This is a genomic window from Faecalibacterium sp. Marseille-Q3530, assembly GCF_017377625.1.
Taxonomy (GTDB): domain Bacteria; phylum Bacillota; class Clostridia; order Oscillospirales; family Ruminococcaceae; genus Faecalibacterium; species Faecalibacterium prausnitzii_E.
Window position 1 is genome coordinate 157748 of the sequence record NZ_JAFREH010000001.1, and the last position, 18997, is coordinate 176744.

Annotated in this window: 15 protein-coding genes; 14 read left to right on the forward strand and 1 reads right to left on the reverse strand. The window is 53.7% G+C overall.

The annotated features are described in order from the left end of the window. The first annotated feature begins 7 nt into the window (after positions 1-7). The 3 genes from malQ (at position 8) to J3350_RS00750 (ending at position 2625) form a co-directional block, all read left to right on the forward strand. A complete protein-coding gene (malQ, locus tag J3350_RS00740; protein ID WP_207685361.1) occupies positions 8-1480 on the forward strand; it encodes a 4-alpha-glucanotransferase in 1473 nt (490 codons plus the stop codon). 320 nt (positions 1481-1800) lie between these two features. Beyond that, positions 1801-2250 carry a hypothetical protein gene (locus J3350_RS00745; RefSeq protein ID WP_207685362.1) on the forward strand — a complete coding sequence of 150 codons (450 nt, stop codon included), beginning with the start codon at positions 1801-1803 and terminating at the stop codon, positions 2248-2250. A 45-nt stretch (positions 2251-2295) separates the two neighbouring features. Next, positions 2296-2625: a hypothetical protein gene (locus J3350_RS00750; RefSeq protein WP_207685363.1), complete on the forward strand. Its 330-nt coding sequence runs from the start codon at positions 2296-2298 to the stop codon at positions 2623-2625. A 118-nt stretch (positions 2626-2743) separates the two neighbouring features. On the opposite strand, the gene J3350_RS00755 is transcribed toward J3350_RS00750, so the two are convergent. Beyond that, on the reverse strand, positions 2744-4036 hold the full coding sequence (locus J3350_RS00755; RefSeq protein ID WP_207685364.1) for a galactokinase family protein: 1293 nt from the start codon (positions 4034-4036) through the stop codon (positions 2744-2746). 204 nt (positions 4037-4240) lie between these two features. Here J3350_RS00755 and J3350_RS00760 point away from each other — a divergent pair, with 204 nt between their 5' ends. The 11 genes from J3350_RS00760 (at position 4241) to J3350_RS00805 (ending at position 18755) form a co-directional block, all read left to right on the forward strand. Further along, complete coding sequence (locus J3350_RS00760; protein ID WP_118553337.1) at positions 4241-5092, forward strand: AraC family transcriptional regulator; 852 nt, start codon at positions 4241-4243, stop codon at positions 5090-5092. Between the two features lie 24 nt (positions 5093-5116). After that, entirely contained in the window at positions 5117-6766 is a 1650-nt protein-coding gene (gene rlmD, locus J3350_RS00765) for a 23S rRNA (uracil(1939)-C(5))-methyltransferase RlmD (protein ID WP_207685365.1), read from the forward strand. Positions 6767-6955: 189 nt separating this feature from the next. Then, complete coding sequence (locus tag J3350_RS00770; RefSeq protein ID WP_112090143.1) at positions 6956-8713, forward strand: class I SAM-dependent DNA methyltransferase; 1758 nt, start codon at positions 6956-6958, stop codon at positions 8711-8713. 2 nt (positions 8714-8715) lie between these two features. Continuing rightward, positions 8716-10011, forward strand: coding sequence for a restriction endonuclease subunit S (locus tag J3350_RS00775; RefSeq protein ID WP_207685366.1), 1296 nt, complete (start codon positions 8716-8718; stop codon positions 10009-10011). Between the two features lie 3 nt (positions 10012-10014). Then, positions 10015-11004, forward strand: coding sequence for a DUF5677 domain-containing protein (locus tag J3350_RS00780; RefSeq protein ID WP_207685367.1), 990 nt, complete (start codon positions 10015-10017; stop codon positions 11002-11004). Between the two features lie 28 nt (positions 11005-11032). After that, positions 11033-11878 carry a toll/interleukin-1 receptor domain-containing protein gene (locus tag J3350_RS00785; protein ID WP_242700067.1) on the forward strand — a complete coding sequence of 282 codons (846 nt, stop codon included), beginning with the start codon at positions 11033-11035 and terminating at the stop codon, positions 11876-11878. 13 nt (positions 11879-11891) lie between these two features. After that, entirely contained in the window at positions 11892-14276 is a 2385-nt protein-coding gene (locus tag J3350_RS00790) for a type I restriction endonuclease subunit R (protein WP_370569241.1), read from the forward strand. A 60-nt stretch (positions 14277-14336) separates the two neighbouring features. Further along, positions 14337-14864, forward strand: a complete 528-nt coding sequence (locus J3350_RS14110) for a hypothetical protein (protein WP_370569242.1) — start codon at positions 14337-14339, stop codon at positions 14862-14864. Positions 14865-16148: 1284 nt separating this feature from the next. Then, positions 16149-17162 carry a hypothetical protein gene (locus tag J3350_RS00795; protein WP_207685368.1) on the forward strand — a complete coding sequence of 338 codons (1014 nt, stop codon included), beginning with the start codon at positions 16149-16151 and terminating at the stop codon, positions 17160-17162. 1 nt (position 17163) lies between these two features. Beyond that, positions 17164-17922, forward strand: a complete 759-nt coding sequence (locus tag J3350_RS00800; RefSeq protein WP_207685369.1) for a replication initiator protein A — start codon at positions 17164-17166, stop codon at positions 17920-17922. Continuing rightward, positions 17919-18755 carry an ATP-binding protein gene (locus J3350_RS00805; protein ID WP_207685634.1) on the forward strand — a complete coding sequence of 279 codons (837 nt, stop codon included), beginning with the start codon at positions 17919-17921 and terminating at the stop codon, positions 18753-18755. The genes J3350_RS00800 and J3350_RS00805 overlap by 4 nt, the downstream gene beginning before the upstream one ends. Positions 18756-18997: the final 242 nt, after the last annotated feature.

The window sequence follows — 18997 nt, forward strand, 5'->3', positions numbered from 1 at the left end:
GTTTCACATGCGCGCAAGCGGTATCCTGATGCCTGTGTTCAGCCTGCCCGGTCCCTTCGGCATCGGCACTCTGGGGGCGGAGGCCTTCGCTTTCGTGGATTTTCTGGCCCGCGCCAGACAGACCTATTGGCAGATCCTGCCCATCGGCCCCACCGGCTACGGCGACAGCCCTTACCAGAGCTTTTCCGCCTTTGCCGGGAACCCCTACTTCATCGACTACCGGGTGCTGGCCGAGGACGGCTGGCTCACCCCCGATGAGGTCCCCGCTCCGGTGCCGGTCGGCACCGTGGATTACGGTGCGCTGTACAACGAGCGGCCCGTGATCCTGAAACGGGCCGCAGACCGGCTTCTGGCCGAGCCCAGCAAAGCCTACACCGATTTTTGCGCCGCGCAGGACTTCTGGCTGGACGATTACGCCCTGTTCATGGCCCTGAAAGCCGAGCAGGGGCAGGCCGGTCTGGCCGACTGGCCCGACGCGCTGCGCACCCGTGAGCCTTCGGCTCTGGCCGCCGCCCGTGTGCGGCTGGCCGATGCGGTGGATTATCACAAGGCCGTGCAGTTCTTCTTCTTCACGCAGTGGAGCGCCCTCAAGACCTACGCCAACCAAAATGGCATCCAGCTGGTGGGCGATATCCCCATCTACGTCAGCCCGGATTCCAGCGACCTCTGGACCCGGCCGGAGCTTTTCCAGACCGATGGGCAGGTCCACCTGACCCAAGTGGCCGGCTGCCCGCCGGATGCCTTTGCGGCCGACGGCCAGCTCTGGGGTAACCCGCTCTACGACTGGCCCCGCCACGAGGCAGAGCACTTTGCCTGGTGGAAACGCCGGATGAAGCACGCCACCTCCATTTATGATGTCGTCCGCATCGACCACTTCCGCGGCTTCGAGAGCTACTACTCCATCCCCGCCGGGAACACCACGGCAGCGGGCGGCAAGTGGGTCAAAGGCCCGGACCGCGCCTTCATCGACGCCATGCACGAGGCGCTGGGGCAGGGCGGCATCATTGCCGAGGACCTGGGCTATCTGACCCCGGAGGTCAAGACCATGCTGGCCGCCAGCGGCTACCCCGGCATGAAGATCATGCAGTTCGCGTTCGACAGCCGGGAGCCGGGCAACTACCTGCCCTACACCTACACCCGGAACAGCGTCGTCTACACCGGCACCCACGACAATGTGACCACCGAAGGCTGGCGGGCGACTGCCAGCCCGGAGGATGTCCACTACGCCTGCCGGTATCTGCGCTGCGCCCCCAAAGACCTGACCGAAGCCATGATCGCGGCCTGCCTTTCCTGCGTGTCGGACATGGCCATCATCCCGATGGCGGACTGGCTCCACCTCGGTGCCGAAGCCCGCATCAACACCCCCAGCACGCAGGGTTCCAACTGGCAGTGGCGTCTGACCACGCCCCTGACGAGCCTGCTGGCGGACCACATCGCCGATCTGACGGTCCTGTATGACCGGGCCCCGGCGGCAGAGTAAGCTTTTTTCTCCTTCTGATAGCTCCCCCACCCCGACCGGCGAGCCGTGCGGTGCCCTGCATTGTGGCACTGCACCCGGCCCGCCGTTCCTTTTTGGCACAAATTTCACACAACATTTTTTCACCAGGGCCCTGGGATGTGCGCTTTTATTTTTCTGCTTTCCTGCGTTTGTTTTTTGAGTTTTTCCTTGAAACCGTTCACAAAACCCCCACAGCTTTCAAACCCTCGCTCTCTTGTTGTTTTTGGTGGAATATGCTATAATCCACTTAGTTTATGATCCGCTTTCCGGCGGTTCTGATGTACGAAAGGAGTTTTCCCGCCATGGAATATACCAGTTCGACTTCGCTGCATTTTCCGGCAGCCTATGCTCCCATCTCCGAGGATGAAATGATCTACATCGAGGGCGGTGCCGATGTCATCTCGCCGCAGCAGTTTACATACAACCTCGTCACCAACCTCATCCGCCTAATGGGTCAGGCTGCCTTCAGCGGTGCCGTCACCGGCCTCATCAACATGCGCAACGACGGTCTGACCGTCGGCGGTTCCATCAAGCACTACTGGAGCCACCGGACCCCCGTTGGCAAGGCTGCCACGGTGCTCTTCACCGGTTTTGCAGGCTATGCGGCCTACATTTATGCCGTCCAGCTCATCAACAATGCGCTGAACATCTACACCGACGTGAAGGACAACTACTACAACGATGGTCCTTCCGCCGGCACCACCACGACCGACCCCACCGCAGCCTCCACGGCCGCGCTGACGGCGGCCTGAGCTTTTGCCTGACCACCCGACTCTGACACAGAAAGGAGCTTTTCTATGAAAGAATTGCAGATGCCCGCTTCCTATGGACGCATCCCGGAAGCAGAGCAGTTTCAGATTGTTGGCGGCGGTGAGCTGGCCGATGCGTGGAATGACTTCACGGACCGGCTCCGTCTGGACGATCTCTTCTTCAGCGGCGGTGTGCTCTCGCTGTCCTTCTCGTTCGTGCCGATGCTGCTGTTCCATGTGTTCCGCTCGGCCTACGACTTCGCAGAGAACACCTACAACAACCTCGTCAACTGGTTCGGCTTCCACGACGACACCCTGTCAGCGCTGCAAAGCTACACCGACGATATGCGTCAGAAGCGCCAGGAGCGCGGGGTCTGAGCTCTCTCAGCCGCCTTCGGCGTCCGTTCGCCCGTGCTGAACGTGTCCGTTTTCTATTCCAAAAAGCAAAGTGCTCCGCTGTTTTTGGCAGCAGAGCACTTTCTTTTTTGCTCTATTATTATATTACGTGAATCGCTCCCTGCTCCCGCAGGCGGAGGATGTAGCAGCTGCCCTTGCCGAAGACGCCTTCCATGGCGTCGTGGTAGGTCTGCACCAGCCGCTGCGGCACAAAGGCCTGGATGGTGCCTGCAAAGCCGCCGCCTTGCATCCGCCAGGCTCCGCCGCTGTGTTCCAGCAGTGTCTGGCTCAGCGCCAGCGCCACCGAAAGCCCCTGATGCCGCACATCCGTGGAACAGTAGACGTTCTGGCACAGGGTGTAGGAGGCATGGCCGCTGGCCGCAATGGCCTTCAGAAAGACCGGGAAGTCCCCGGCCCGCAGCGCATCCCGCTGGACCAGTGCGCGGGCGTTCTCCTCAAAGTAGTGGGCGGCCCGCAGCACGGCACGGTCGCCGCAGGCAGTGCGCAGGCGGGGCAGCGCCGCCCAGAAGTCGGCCTCCCGCACCTGCCCCAGAACCTTAGCCCCCAGCTGCGACGCCACCGCTTCCATCTCGTTCCGGATGGCGGCGAACTCGCCGGTCAGCTCGCTGTGGCTGCCGCGCGTGTCGGTAACGCAGAGGCTCATCCCCTCCGGCAGCAGCCCGGCGGCGTGGATCTTCTCGATGTCCGGCTGGGCCGGGTCGGCAAAGTCCGCAAAGATGACGCCGCCCACCGCGCTGGTCAACTGGTCTAGCAGGCCGCTCGGCTTGCCGAAGTAGGTGTTCTCCGCATACTGGCAGATCCTCGCCAGTTCCGGCGTCGGCAGGCCACAGCCGTACTCGCCGTTCAGGATGACGGCCATCCCCATCTCGAACGCCGCCGAGCTGGACAGACCCGACCCCCGCAGCACGTCGCTGGCGGTGTAGGCGTCAAAGCCATTCACAGCCCTGCCCCTGGCCCGGAAGCCCTCCGCGATGCCCCGGATGAGGCTGGCCGAATGGGTGCTCTCGCCATCCTGCGGCTCTGCCTCGCTCAGGTCGATGACGTCCAGCTTGTTGAACCCGCGGGATTTCACCCGGATGAAGCCGTCGTCACTAGGGGACGCCACGGCGATCAGGTCCAGCATCACAGCTGCCGCCAGACCATAGCCGTGCTGATGGTCGGTGTGGTTGCCGCCCAGCTCGGCCCGCCCCGGTGCCGAGTAGATGTGCACCTGCCGGCCCGGCCCGAAGTATCGTTCGAACTGTTCCAGCGCATCCGCGTAGCGCTGCCGCTGCCGCGCCAACACCGCCGGGTCTGCTCCATACAGTGCGGCAAGTGCGGCGTCGCGCCCGCCTGCCAGGATCTCCCGTCTGAGCTGCATACTGGTCGCCATGGCTGTTCCTCCCCAAAGAAAACCCGCAGTCTGTTTGTAAAAGATAACTCTATTGTAATCGAAGCGTCCCCATTTTGCAATTTGATTTTGCAAAAAAACAAATTTTGGCGCGAAAGTCAAAGATTCGGATGTACTTTTGTTGAATTTGCAGGTTCAATTATGATATACTGGAACTACGAATGCAGCGGATGGGAGGAGAACCACATGGCAGACGTTTACAAACAGTCCTTCAAGCAGAATTACACCAACAACATCGAATTGTCCATCTTTAACTGCGGCCTGGAGCGGTGTGCTCCGGGCCAGACCTGGGGCCCCGGCATCCGGGACCATTACCTCATCCATCTGGTCGTTTCCGGCAAGGGAACCTTTGAGGTGGGCGGCCATACGTTTGAGGTGGTCCCCGGCGACCTCTTTTTTGCCCGGCCCAGCCAGCTCATCCGCTACACAGCCGATGAGCAGCAGCCGTGGGAGTACAGCTGGGTGGGCTTCAATGGGGCCTGTGCCCACAAACTGGCCGCACAGCTGCCCTTTACAGACGAGCGACCCGTCCACCACACCAGCGACCCCGAAGGGATGCGGACGGCCCTGACCAACATCTACTCCTCCCGCGGGCTTCAGCCCCAGGATGAGGCCGCCATGGTAGGCTACCTCTATCTCTTCATCTCCTCCCTGATGAAGGAGACCAGCGAGTCGAAGCCCCACAGCACCTCGTCTTCGAGCCAGTATGTGCTGAACGCCATCAAATACATCCAGTTCAACTACTCGCACGATATCTCCATCGACGATGTGGCCAAGAGCGTGGGAGTCTCCCGCAGCCACCTCTACCGGGTGTTCATGCTGAATGTGGGCAAAAGCCCCATCGACTATCTGACCGAATACCGCATCAACGAAGCCTGCAAGCTGCTGCGCGCGGGCAACCTGTCCATTGCCGAGGTCGCCATCTCAGTCGGCTTCTTTGACCAGTTCTATTTCTCGCGGGTGTTCAAGCGCGCCAAAGGCGTGCCGCCCAGCAAGTATCTGGCGTCCCAGACCGACGCCCCCGAAGCCTCGGAATAACCCCACCACAAAAGGAGAATCCCCATGCCCTTACAGAAAAATCAGGTGCTGACCCTGACCATCGAGCGGCTTTCCAACGACGGAAGCGGCGTGGCACACTCGCCGGACGGCGAGGCCGTGTTCGTGCCCGGCACTGCCCCCGGCGATGAAGCCGACATCCGCATCGTCAAGGACTGCGGCCGCTATGCCTTCGGCATTCTGGACACCCTGCGCACCCCCTCGCCGGACCGCATCCCTGTGGACTGCGCCGTGGCAGGCCCCTGCGGCGGCTGCAGCCTGCGGCACTTGGATTACGCCGCCGAGCTTCGGGCCAAACAGGAAAACGTCGTCGATGCATTCCGCCGCATCGGCGGGCTGGATGTGCCGGTGCTGGACGCTCTCCCCTCCCCCGAAGTGGACCGCTACCGCAACAAGGTCCAGTTCCCGGTCGGGCGTGACAAGAACGGCGCACCCTGCATCGGCTTCTACGCCGGTCGCACCCACCGCATCGTCCCCTGCCCCGACTGCAAGCTGCAGCCCGGCATCCTGAACGACATCGGCAACGCACTGTGCAGCTTTTTCGGTGCACACGGCATCCAGCCCTACGATGAGGCTTCCGGCAAGGGCCTGGTGCGGCACATCTTCCTGCGCCGGGGTGCGCACAGCGGCCAGATCATGGTCTGCATCGTTTGCACCCGCGCAAAGCTCCCCCACAGCGCCGAACTCGTCGAGCAGCTGACCGCGCAGTTCCCGGACATTGCCACCGTCCTTGTGAACGTCAACCCCAGGAACACCAACGTCATTCTGGGCACAGAGACCCACACCCTCTGCGGCCCCGGCTTCATCGAAGACACCCTCTGCGACGTCCCGGTGCGTCTGGGCCCCCTATCGTTCTATCAGGTCAACACCCTCGCCGCCGAGCGGCTTTACGGCATCGCCGCCGAATACGCTCAGCTCCAGCCGGACGACCTTCTGCTGGACCTCTACTGCGGCATGGGTACCATCGGCCTTTCGATGGTGGACCGCTGCCGCTCGCTCATCGGCGTGGAAATCGTCCCCGAAGCCATCGACAGCGCCAAGGCCAACGCGGCCCGCATGGGCGAAGCCGTCGCCGCCAGAAGCCGCTTCTTCTGTGCCGACGCGGGCAAAGCCGCATCTCAGCTCGCCGCCGAGGGCCTCCACCCCGACGTCATCTTTCTCGACCCGCCCCGCAAAGGCTGTGACGAGGCCACCCTTTCCGCCGTCGTCGCCATGTCCCCCCGCCGGGTCGTCTACGTCAGCTGCACCCCCTCCACCGCCGCAAGAGACGCCAAGTGGCTGGAAACGCACGGCTATCACGCCGAGAAGGTCCAGCCGGTGGATCTGTTTCCGAGGACGAAACATGTGGAATGTGTCATTGCACTTTCCAAGGGTGAGATCGACTCCAAAAAAGTCCGTGTAGAGTTCTCTTTGGAGGGCATGGACACTTCAGGATTGCAAAAGGGTGCGACCTATCCTGAAATCAAAGCTCGCGTGTTGGAACAGACCGGGCTGAAAGTATCTTCCCTGTATATCTCGCAGGTCAAGCAGAAATGCGGTCTGGAGGTACGAGAGAACCACCATAAGGCGAAGTCCGAAAATACGAAGCAGTCCCAGTGTCCGAAGGAGAAAGAGGATGCGATTGTGGAGGCTTTGAAGCATTTTCAGATGATATGATTTACAGTTTGCCCGTCTGGTTTTCAGGCGGGCATTTCTTTTTGGCAAAATATAGTCATTCTACAAAATCCGTGGTACAATAGATGCAAGAATCATTTTTCAGGAAAAGCAGTCTTCCGTCCACTTTATGGGACACCCATTGTTGTAAAATCAGGATGTCCACCTATCACAAAAAATAAGGAGCAACGTATGCCAAACGATAAGATCACCGCCGTAGGTGCCAACATTGCCGAAAAAGCCGCCATGATCTGGAACGTAGCCGATATGCTGCGGGGGCCGTTCAAGCCCCACGAGTACGGTCTGGTCATTCTGCCCATGACCGTGGTGAAGCGGTTCCACGACTGTCTGCTGCCCACCCATCAGGCAGTGCTGGACACCTACGAAAAGGTGAAAAAGCTGCAGGTCATCGACGGCTTTTTGCAGAAAGCCTCCGGTTACCAGTTTTACAACACCAGCCGCTTCACCTTCGAGACCCTGCTGGCAGACCCGGACAACATTGAGTCCAACTTCCGAGATTACCTGTCCGGCTTTTCTGCCAACGCACAGGACGTGCTGGCAAAGTTCGACTTTGACAACATCATCAAGCGGATGGTAGAGAGCAACACCCTCTACCTCGTCATCAAGGAGTTCGGCTCTGAGAAGGGCTATCTTGGCCCGGACAAGATCAGCGCCGTGGACTGCGGTTACATCTTTGAGGACCTGGTGCGGCGGTTCTCCGAGAGCTTTGGGGAGGAAGCCGGAGCCCACTTCACCAGCCGGGATATCATCTATCTGATGACCGACCTGCTGCTGTCCGAAGCCGACCTCGACACCAGCAGCATGACCGTTTACGATATGGCCATGGGAACCAGCCAGATGCTGAGCTGCATGGAGGAGCGCATCCACGAGCTGAACAGTGACATTGAGGTGACCTGCTTCGGGCAGGAGTTCAATCCCTCCACCTTTGCCATCGCCAAGGCGGACATGATGATCCGGGGCGGCGACCCCAACAATATGCGGTTCGGTGATACTTTGTCGGAGGATCAGTTCCCCGGATTCACCTTCCAGTACATCATCTCCAACCCGCCCTTCGGCATCGACTGGAAGCGGGAGCAGAAGGCGGTGGAAGCCGAGGCCGCCCGCGGCGAGATGGGGCGTTTTGCGCCCGGTCTGCCCAAGATCAGCGATGGGCAGCAGCTTTTCGTGCTGAACGGCCTTGCCAAGCTGGCAAACAAGGGCAAGATGGCGATCATCCAGAACGGCTCTCCCCTGTTCAGCGGCGATGCCGGCAGCGGGCCCAGCAACATCCGGCAGTATATTCTGGAAAACGACTGGCTGGACTGCATCATCCAGCTTTCCACCGATATGTTCATGAACACCGGCATCTCCACCTACATCTGGGTGCTCAGCAAGGATAAGCCCGCCCACCGTGCGGGCAAGGTGCAGCTTATTGACGCCAGCCACTGCTTCGAGCCCCGCCGCAAGAGCATCGGCACCAAGCGCAACGACATCACCGATGCCTGCCGGGAGCTGATCGTCACCGCCTACGGCGAGTTTGCCAACGGCAAGGTGTACGGCGACAAAAACGGCATCTACTGCGAGAGCAAGGTGTTCGAGAGCGTGGAGTTCGGCTACAACAAGATCGTGGTGGAGCGCCCCCAGCGGGACGAGGCAGGCAACGTTATCCTGAAGCGTGGCAAGCCTGTGCCGGACACCAGCCTGCGGGACACTGAAAACGTGCCGCTGGTGCAGGATATTGACGCCTACTTTGCCCGCGAAGTTCTGCCCTATGCCCCCGACGCCTGGATCGACCACAGCAAGACCAAGGTGGGCTACGAGATCCCCATGACCCGCTATTTCTACGAGTATCAGGCACCGGAAGCCGTGGAGGATATCGTGGCGCGCATCACTGCACTGGAACAGGATATCTCCGCCGGGCTGGCAGAGCTGTTCCATAAGGAGGGCTGACCATGGCGCGGAAAATGAAAGACAGCGGCATTGAATGGATTGGGGAAATTCCAGAGGGGTGGACAAAAAACAAAGTCATCCGCTTATTTGATACAATTGGCAGCGGCACAACTCCCAAAAACATAACCAGTGATTTTCCTGTTGTTAATTGGATTCAGTCTGGTGATATTACCGGTTCTTTTATGCCGGCTTGTAAAAATGTTATCTCTGCAAATCTCCTTTCTCAATATAGTGCTTTAAGAGTTTACCCTGCACCTTTTATCATCATTGCTATGTATGGTGCTTCTGTTGGTAATGCTTCCATTTCTCTAATTGACGGTTGCGTTAATCAGGCTTGTTGCGTACTTTCCTCTCCTTCTTGCAATCTCCATTATGCTTTCTATGTTATCAAATCCGCTCAAAGTTATTTAGTCCGCAAAGCAGTCGGTGGTGGACAGCCTAATATCAGCCAAGAGACCATTAAGCAACTTTGGCTCCCGCTTCCACCGTTATCCACACAAGATATTATAGTCCGTAATCTTGATGCAACATGTTCCAAGATTGACGACCTTTTAACCTCCGTTCACTCCAGTATTGAGGATTACAAAAAGCTCAAGCAGGCAGTTATTACGCAGGCTGTGACCAAAGGCGTACGTGGTGAGCGGGAGATGAAGGATAGCGGGGTTGACTATATTGGCCAAATTCCATCTGAGTGGTTTTTGGGTAAACTCCGCAATGTTGGAGATACTCAGAACGGTATAAGTAAGAGCAGTGAATTTTTTGGAAAAGGCTTTCCATTTGTAAGTTACAGTGATGTCTATAAAAATTATTCTTTATCCTCTACTGTATCCGGACTAGTTGATTCTACGCCAGAGGAACAAAAACGTTACTCTGTAAAGAAAGGCGATATTTTCTTCACACGCACTTCAGAAACAATCGAAGAAGTCGGATTTTCTTGTGTTTGTGAAAAAGACATTCCTAACGCCACCTTTGCAGGTTTTCTTATTCGAGTGCGTCCATTTTCAGACAAATTGTATACGCCGTATGCAAAGTATTATTTTAGAAGCTCTCACTTACGGTTTTATCTTGTTAAGGAAATGAATCTTGTAACACGAGCTAGTCTTGGGCAGAGCCTTCTTAAATCCATGCCTGTTTTGTTGCCACCACTTGAAGAGCAAAAAGAAGTTGCCGACTATCTTGATGCCAAGTGCGCCGAGATTGACGGGCTGATTGCGAAAAAAGAACAGTTGGTAAAGGAACTGGAAAGCTATAAGAAAAGTTTGATTTATGAGGTTGTAACTGGAAAGAGGGAGGTGTAAAATGTGAGTAAAGAACGTTCTATAAATTACCACGAATTCCACGACTCTGTTATCGAAAGTTATATTTCATCACTAAAAAAGCAAGGTTTCTCTGACGATACCATTCCAGATAAGATTCAATGCGAAGAATTTCACCGCTGGTATTTTGATACTATTCAGAATTTATCAGCTCAAAAGACAAACTACTACACATCTTCCTCCTCGGAAATCGCCCGGTCTGAAGAGCAAAAAATCAATGAATTTTTAGAACACAATTACATAGTTTGGAAAAACGCGTTCGAGCATTCGCTGACCATGTATTCTATCGCTGTAAATGCCGCTAAACAACACTCCAAATATGTCGCATCCTTGCTTCCAGAATTTCGTGATCAATCTAAATTCACATTTTTAGCTCTTCAACGGATTCAAGGTCGATCTTGTCAGGAATTTCTCGAAATTCTGTGTTTATTGCAGAATGGTTTTGCCGATGGTGCTTTTGCACGATGGCGCTCTATGTACGAATTATGTTGCATTGGACATTTCATAGCACAACAAGGTGAGCAAATTGCCAAGCAATATATTGAACAATCTCGCACAACAGACCAACATTATACCTGGACATCTGGTGCTAAAAATCAAAATGGAAAAATAGTCAAAATCAATTCTTTTCAATCGCTTTTTAAGTGTTGCAAGATTGATGAATTATGGCAATCGCAATATAAACTAGCTTGCCTCGTCAATCATGCTTCTCCGCAAGGAACCATGAGACGTCTAGCTACGGGGGACGAAAATGAGTATATTTCTGTCGGACAATCTGACTATGGACTAGAACTTGCCGGAGAGCAGGCAGCCGTTACACTCGCATGGTCTTCTCAAAACTTTCTGCAAGTATTTCCATGTACAGACAGTTTAGTTGCCACTAATGTTTTAAGGAACTGGACCGATATTATTTTCAAAAGTTATGAAGCTGCTCGTAGTGCAGGACTCTCTAATAAGAGTTCTCCAGCGAACTGATTTATATTTTAATGTCAGGAGGATATTTATGGCCAAAACTGCTTATGAAAAAGCTCTTGAAAAACAGCAACGTGAAAATCAAAAAATAGCTGCGCAAGAAGCACGGCGTCAGTACGCCTCTACTATTGTCAGCGGTCAACCCGTCGTTAGTGGAATGCGCATTATGGACGCCGCATCGGAAGAAGTTTTCACCGCACTCCTAAAATTATACGACGGAAATGAAAATCGCTATATTCAAGGTGACAATAGCGATTTTCCTGTCCCCTATCGAAACTCTATTCTTTCGGAATTTGAAAAACTTCGTATGTATGGAATGGTTTCTTCTGTGAATCTCTGGTTAAGCGGTTGGGAAGCCACATTAACCCCTCAAGGGTTGTCTTACTTTGATGACAAAGAAAAAGCAGTTGCGGCATCCACATCAGCAGAAGCCATTCCTACCAAACCCGCTCGAAAAGAATTTGACGTTTTTATTTCTCACGCTAATGCAGATAAATCCGATTATGTAGATGAGTTGTATCTAACCTTGCGGAAATTGGGAATCAATATTTTTTACGACTCCGAGGTCCTTTCTTGGGGTGACAACTGGAAGCAAGTTATTCTTAATGGAACAGAGAAATCAGAGTTTGCTATTATTGTAATCTCCGAAAACTTCTTTGGGCGTGAATGGACAGAGCGTGAACTTGATGAATTTTTGAAGCGCCAAAATGCTAATGGTCAAAAAATCGTTCTCCCATTGCTGTATAATATCACCTTTGACCAGTTAAAAGAAAAATATCCCACTTTAGGTGAAATTCAAGCAATTCGTACAGATGGACGCACGAAAGAAGATATCGCCATTCTATTTGCAAAAGAACTCATCAAACGTTACAAGTAAAGGAGGTCTAACTATGCCCCTCAACACCACCGAAAAGCAGTTTGAATCGGACATTGCTGCGGCGATGCTCTCCCCTGCCGGGGGCTACACCCGAAACGGGGATTGCTACGACCCCAAGCTAGGGCTGTTTGTGGATACCCTGATCCGCTTTGTGCAAAAGACCCAGCCCAACGAGTGGGCATTTTTTGAAAAGCAGAACCCGGTAAACCCGGTGCGGAAGTTCTGCACGGCCTTTAACAATGCCTGCGATGCGGATGGGCTGCTCTCGGTGCTGCGGTATGGGTTCAAGCACCGGGGACGGCGGTTCCGGGTGTGCTATTTTCAGCCGGAGTCCGCACTGAACCAGAAGGATGCCCAGCGCTACGCCCAAAACGAGATCACCTGCAACCGGCAGTGGTTCTACTCCGACACCACCCACAACTCGGTGGACATGGTGCTGGCGGTAAACGGCATCCCGGTGTTCGCCTTTGAGCTGAAGAACCAGTTCACCGGGCAGACTGTGGAGAACGCCAAACAGCAGTGGATGCACGACCGGGACCCCCGGGAGGTGTGTTTCCAGTTCAACAAGCGCATTCTGGGCTACTTTTGCGTAGACCTGACCGAGGTGTGGATGGCCACCCGGCTGGCGGGTAAGGACACCCGCTTTCTGCCCTTCAATCAGGGCTCCAACGGTGCCGGGCGGGACGGCGGTGCAGGCAACCCGCCCAACCCCAACGGCTACCTTACCGCCTACCTCTGGGAAGAAGTGTTCCAGAAGGACAGCATGATGGACATTCTGCAAAAGTTCATGAGCCTGCAGGACGGCAAGACCCTGATCTTTCCCCGGTACCATCAGCTGGACGTGGTGCGCAAGCTGGTGGCAGATGTGCGGCAGAAGGGTGCCGGGCAGCACTATCTCATCCAGCACAGCGCCGGGTCGGGCAAGTCCAACTCCATTGCTTGGACGGCGTACCGGCTGGCTTCCCTGTTCAACACCGAGAACAAGCCGGTGTTTGCCAGCGTCATCGTGGTGACTGACCGCACCGTGCTGGACGCACAGCTGCAGGAGACCATCTCCGGTTTTGACCATACGCTGGGTGCGGTGGAGGCCATCGGCGAGGACAAAAACTCCGGCGACCTGCGGGATGCCATCAACAACGGCGCACGCATCATCATCACCACGCTGCAAAAGTTCCCGGTCATCTATACTGAGGTAAACAAGACCGCCGGGAAGAACTATGCCGTTATCATCGACGAAGCGCACTCCTCCCAGACCGGCACCTCTGCTTTGAAGCTGAAAGCCGCCCTTGCCGACACCGAGGACGCGCTGCGGGAATATGCCGAGCTGGAAGGCAAAGCGGAGGACGAGATCGACCCGGAGGATGCGCTGGTGAAGGAGTTGACCTCCCACGGACGGCACAAGAACCTGTCCTTCTTCGCCTTTACCGCCACCCCAAAAGCCGCCACGCTAGAGCTGTTCGGCACCGAGTACCCGGACGGCAGCCACCACCCTTTCCACATTTACAGTATGCGGCAGGCTATTGAGGAAGGGTTCATTCTGGATGTGCTGCAAAACTACATGACCTATTCCACCTGCTTCAAGATTGCCAAGACCATCCCAGACAACCCCGACCTGCCCGCCAGCCGGGCGGCAAAGCTTATCCGTAAGTATGAGGAGCTGCACCCCTACAACATCAGCCAGAAGGCAAAGATCATTGTAGAGACCTTCCGGGAGACCACCAGCCACAAGATCGGCGGGCGGGGCAAGATGATGGTGGTCACCTCCTCCCGATTGGCAGCGGTGCGGTACTTCCACGAGGTCAAGCGCTACATTGCCGAGCAGGGCTATGACGATGTGCAGATCTTAGCGGCATTTTCCGGTGCCGTACCGGACGGCGGCGTGGAGTACACAGAGCAGTCCCTGAACGTCCGCGCCGACGGTAGCCACATTGCAGAGAGCCAGACCAAAAAGGAGTTCCACAACAACTTCAATGTGCTGATCGTGGCAGAAAAATACCAGACCGGTTTTGACGAACCGCTGCTCCACACCATGATCGTGGACAAAAAGTTGAAGGGCGTCAAGGCGGTGCAGACCCTCTCCCGTCTGAACCGCACCTGCCCCGGCAAAACCGACACCTTTGTGCTGGATTTCGTGAACAAGGCAGAGGACATCCGGGAGGCCTTCCAGCCGTTTTATCAGGAAACCTTTCTGGAGCAGGAGGTCAACACCGACCTCATTTACAAGACCCAGAAGGAGCTGCGGAGCTTTGCCGTTTATTCCGATGCAGACGTGGAAGCCTTTGCCAAGGAGTATTTCCGCAGCACCAAGCAGGATAAAAACGCCGTGGGCCGCATGAGCAGCGTCTTGAAGCCGGTGGCAAACCGCTACAACCAGAAAACGCAGGCCGAGCGGTACTAGTTCCGCCGTCTGCTGCGCAGCCTTGTCAAGTGGTACGGCTACGTTTCGCAGGTGGCGCGGATGTTCGATGAAGAGCTGCACAAGGAGAACGTATTCTGCGCTTACCTGCTCAAGCTACTGCCGCCGGACGAGGTCTCTCCGCTGGATCTGGAGGGCAAATTGCAGCTGGAGTATTACAAGCTGCAAAAGACCTTTGCCGGTGCCATCGAGTTGGAACACGCCAAAGGCGTCTACGAGCCGGTCACCCAGAAGGGTGCTCTGGGGCACGACCCCAAGGAGCCGCTGGACGAGATCATTTTGAAGATCAATGAGAAGTTCAAGGGCGAGTTCACCAATGCCGACCGGGTGCTGCTTACTGCCCTGTATGACCGTCTGCTGGCCGACCCGAAGCTGGCAAAGCTGGCGCGCAGCTCCGACCCGCAGATCTTTACCGAGAGCATCTTCCCCAAAGCCTTTGACACTGCCGCACAGGACAGCTATCTCGAAGCGCAGGACACCTTCTCTTCCCTGTTTGAGGACACCAGCAAGTATAAGGCTATTATGTCGGCATTGGCAGAGTGGCTGTATGGGGAATTCCGCAAGAAGTAAAACAGTTTTCCCTTTTTATTTGCTTAAAACAGCCTGCATCCCCCGGATGCAGTTCAAGGGTTTGGGTGTTCCCAACAAGTATTTTGCAAAGCAAAATAAGCAGATGTATATACATCTGCATTGCTTGCGGGTGCTATGAAACCTCTCAACGTGCTTTCCAAAATTTGAAAATCATTTTGCAATCGAGACCGTCCGTTTTCAAGTTCAACTTGAAGCGGACGGTTATTTTTTGCTCAGGAGGTTTTTGCGTTTGCATCCGCAGCAAGCAGGGCGAGTTGGTACCAACTCACGATTTTTGAATCTGATTTTACAAACCCGACTTCAAAAACGATTGTTGGGCTTCGCCAAAACCCGATATTCAGCACATAAACTGTGCCGACTGCGTATCTTAACAGACGCTGAATAAGCAAATTTCTTGTAGAAAAAATCGTTTTCGAAAAATTGTCGTTGATTCATTCAATATTGCACAAAACCAGAACTATTACTTCCGGTTTTGAAGGCAAAAAGCGGAAGTATCACTTCCTAAAAAATCGAGCAATTTTATGGTATGCTCTATCCAGAGCCGTACACAAGAACCGGACCTCCCAAGTCCGGTTTTCTCCCTCAAAACCGGACCTGATACGTCCTAAAAATACTTATTTGATTGTGATAGGCTTTCTACAAGCCTTCATCGAACCTTGAGAACCGAATGACCATCTGCATAGGATACCCGGCCATGACCCCGCAAGGGAGAGCCGGAAAACGCCGCTGGAAGGGGGTAGGAAGTCCGTGCAGAGAGAACGGCACCCAAAATTTGAAATCACGTTGATACGAAAAACCAGAACCAGTAGTTCCGATTTTGCCTTGAAATTCATTTCATATCCCTTAAAAACCGGAACTACCAGTTCCTAAAAACAAAATTTACGATGTGATACACTAAGCCCACAGAAGCACATTCTTCATTGCTTTCACACCAGTTCAGGCATTGAATGTCCGATTTTTAGCAGAAATTCAAATCAACTTTCGTAAAAACCAGACATAATGTGTCCTAAAAAATCTCCCATGAATGTGTTAGCCTAGTTTCAAATCTATCATTGAACCTTGAGAACCAAATGACCGTCCGCATGGAATACCTGGCGATGATCTCACAAGAGCGAGCCGGAAGACGCCGCCGGAAGGGGGCAGGAAATCCATGCGGGGATAACGGCTGAACTACCAATAAATTTTTGAAAGGAGATTTTGCCTATGAAGAAAAACAAGTTTGAATTTATCATTGATTCCGAATTTTAATCTCAGATTCCTGCATTGACCGATGAAGAATTTCAGCAACTGGAAGAAAACATCCTTTCAGAGGGCGAAGTCCTGTCTCCCCTGATCGTCTGGGGCAACATTCTTGTTGATGGTCATAATCGCTATAAGATTCTCCAGCAGCACCCGGAAATTCCTTATACCACCCGTTCGATTTCCTGCACCTGCGAAACCCGTGAAGATGTTCTGGCATGGATTTGCAAACATCAGCTGGGTCGTCGGAATCTGACACCCGAGCAGAAAAAGTTTCTGATTGGAAAGCAGTATCACTCTGAAAAATCCACTCGTGGGGGAAACCATGGCAATCAGTACACGCAGGTGGCAAACTGTCAAATTGACAATTTGCCATCGGTAGAAAACACGACCGAACGAATCGCCAAAGAAAATAATGTAAGTCCCTCTTTTGTAATTCGTGCCGAGCAGTTCATGAAAACCGTTGAGCTGATGGAAAAATACTGCCCCGGCATTCAGGAAGAAATCTTATCCGGCAAACTTAAGCTATCCCAGCGAGAGGCTACCATTATCCGTGGAACTCCCACAGAAGCATTGCCCACTGTGGTATCAACGTGGCGAGAGGAAAAGTTAAACGGTAAACCAGACGATAGTGCAGACACCTATGAAAATTTAGAATTGCTTTCCAAGGTCACCGAACGCAATTTCTCTAGTGCTGCCACATCGAAGATCCAAACGGCTGATCCACTCTCGGAGAATCGACCTTTTATTTCATCGGGAAAGCGCAGCACCGAACTCCAGACCATTCGTGAGCTAGGAGAAAAGATGGCAACGGTTGATCATGTCGCCGATGCCGAAGGAATGTTCAGTGAAATCAACAGTGCCTCTGATAGCTTTATTTTCCGTCTTGAACAATGCTTTGCTCTGTATCCCGACCTTCTGACAAATGTAGAGATTGAAGCAAAAGTTATTGCTGCTTTGCAAAAGGCAGAAAGCTATATTGTGCATCTGAAAGAACAGCATCGGCAGCATCTTCTGGAGACTACCAACAGCCAGTAAAATGCTTTCCAAAAATTTGTTTGATGAAAAAACACTGGAGGTGAATTCTATTTCCGACTACCTGACTGTCACTACGCCCTTGCCACAATATCTACCCTATCCACGCTTTCTGCTGGATACAGACCTGAGCCACACAGCAAAACTGCTCTACACCCTGCTGCTGGATCGGGCAACGCTTTCTCAAAAGAACAATTGGGCGGATGAGCGCGGCTTCGTCTATGTAATTTTCCCTCTTTTATCATTGAGCGCTGCTCTGCAATGCAGCACCATGAGCATCAAACGGGCGTTGCGTTCACTGGAAGATGCCGATTTGATTGAGCGCAGACGGAGTCGCATTGCTGTGCCCAACAGCATCTTTGTAAAAGTTCCGATAGCGCAAAAACGTTCCTCTGCATGGAACGATTTTGTTCTGTCCGATGGAACAGAAATGATGCCTTCCATGGAACAAAAGTGTTCCACTAACCAACGTAATAAGAACGACCTGACTGATAACCACCTGATAAGAACAGCAGAGGCTCATTTGACCTTTGGAGAATATCGTAGTGTCTTTCTGACAGAAAAAGAGTACAAGCAGCTCAAGACTGACTTTTCCGGGCTGGACAGCCTGGTCGAACAGCTTTCAGCTTATATCCAGTCCACCGGCAAAAAATATGCCAACCATGCCGCTACCCTGCGCATCTGGGCAAAGCGGCAGGAAGTAAAACAAAAATCGACACCGGGCATCCCGGACTACACATTCAAGGAAGGAGAAAGCCTATAAAGACGATTGAGAAAATTTTGGAACAGCTCCCATCCAGTATTCCCGAAATCTCCGAAGATTATTATGGCAAGGACGGCCTGCTTTATTGTGGAAAATGTCATACGCCAAGGGAAGCGTTCTTTGCAAAAGGCGTTGCCCTGATGGGCAAGAAAAAGCACCCAATCGAATGCAGCTGCCAGCGCATCGAGAGGACAAAGCAGGAAGCCCTTATCAACCAGCAAAAGCACAACGATCTTGTGCGGCGGCTGAAAGCAGAAGGATTTTCTGACCCGGCAATGCTGGACTGGACATTTGAAAACGACAATGGGCGCAGCCCGCAGATGCACCATGCACATCGCTATGTGGAGCAGTGGCAGACCATGCGTTCAGAGAACCTAGGACTGCTTCTCTGGGGCGGTGTAGGCACGGGAAAGAGTTTCCTTGCCGGGTGCATTGCAAACGCTCTAATGGAGCAGGAAGTGCCTGTGCGTATGACGAGCTTTGCCCGGATCTTGAACGAGTTGAACGGCAGTTTTTCCGGGCGCAATAATATTGTGGACAAGCTTTGCCGCTATCCCCTGCTCATCATTGACGATTTCGGCATGGAGAGAGGTACCGAGTACGCGCTGGAGCAGATCTACAACATCGTGGACAGTCGATACCGCAGCCGGAAACCGCTGATCGTTACCACCAACCTGACGTTGGACGAGATATGGCACCCACAGGATACCGCTCATGCCCGCGTTTATGACCGCCTGCTGGAAATGTGCGTTCCAATCTCCTGCATCGGCGTGAGTTTCCGCAAAGAAACAGCGCAGGAAAAGCTGGAGCGACTGAAACTTTTGATCGGATGAATCAAGGGATGTTTCTAAAATTCGCAGGACAGTCAAAGTTCTGCTACAAGGAAATGGAGCTGCCTATTGAATAATTGCCACCGTACAGAAACCGGCCCTTCCTCTTCGGACTGCTCTACGCCCACACTCGATGAATGGAGCGCATTCGCAATCTTTCTAGCTGATGTGATTGAGAAGTACGCATCTGTCTTGGAGATAGACAAAGCAGAATCCTTATCAAACAACGAAAATCAACAAGATGC